Origin of the sequence: Neobacillus drentensis, assembly GCF_036962125.1 — a bacterium.
GTDB lineage: Bacteria > Bacillota > Bacilli > Bacillales > Cytobacillaceae > Neobacillus > Neobacillus drentensis_B.
Genome location: NZ_JBALOA010000042.1, coordinates 1 through 699 on the forward strand (window position 1 = coordinate 1; position 699 = coordinate 699).

Sequence of the window (699 nt, forward strand, 5' to 3'; positions counted from 1 at the left end):
CTTAACCAATATTTTAAGGCATACTCCGTTTACAAACTTCTTCAGTATTATCTAGTTTTGAGGGAATGAAAAAAATTTATTTTCCTCTTGAAAAAAATAAAAAAGACATTATAATAAAATAGTGTCGAATAAATGGTCTGGCAATTATGGCGAGAAGGTCACACCCGTTCCCATACCGAACACGGAAGTTAAGCTTCTCAGCGCCGATGGTAGTTGGGACACGCGTCCCTGTGAGAGTAGGACGTTGCCAGGCTGTAAATATGGAGGATTAGCTCAGCTGGGAGAGCATCTGCCTTACAAGCAGAGGGTCGGCGGTTCGATCCCGTCATCCTCCACCATATTTACCTTTCATACTTTACGCCGGGGTAGCTCAATTGGTAGAGCACGATCGAATAAGCTTCCTGAATAACTTCAGCATACTGACGGAGCTGCTGCTTGCATAAGCTTTCTGAGGTCAGGATGACGGCAACAATACCAGCGTGTTTAAACTTAATATTTTTTCATACTTTACGCCGGGGTAGCTCAATTGGTAGAGCAACTGACTTGTAATCAGTAGGTTGGGGGTTCAAGTCCTCTCGCCGGCACCTTATGTATGAGCCATTAGCTCAGTTGGTAGAGCATCTGACTTTTAATCAGAGGGTCGAAGGTTCGAGTCCTTCATGGCTCACCATTTAAATGAATACGCGGGTGTGGCGGAAT

At 44.3% G+C, this 699-nt stretch carries 3 tRNA genes and 1 rRNA gene; all 4 read left to right on the forward strand.

The features are described 5' to 3' along the window. The first annotated feature begins 136 nt into the window (after positions 1 to 136). The 4 genes from rrf to V7121_RS23805 all read left to right on the forward strand — a co-directional run bounded on the left by rrf (position 137) and on the right by V7121_RS23805 (position 670). Positions 137 to 253, forward strand: a 5S ribosomal RNA gene (gene rrf / locus V7121_RS23790). A gap of 9 nt (positions 254 to 262) precedes the next feature. Beyond that, positions 263 to 338, forward strand: a tRNA-Val gene (locus V7121_RS23795). A gap of 173 nt (positions 339 to 511) precedes the next feature. Beyond that, positions 512 to 584: transfer RNA gene (locus V7121_RS23800), tRNA-Thr, on the forward strand. Between the two features lie 10 nt (positions 585 to 594). After that, positions 595 to 670: transfer RNA gene (locus V7121_RS23805), tRNA-Lys, on the forward strand. The last annotated feature ends 29 nt before the right edge of the window (positions 671 to 699 follow it).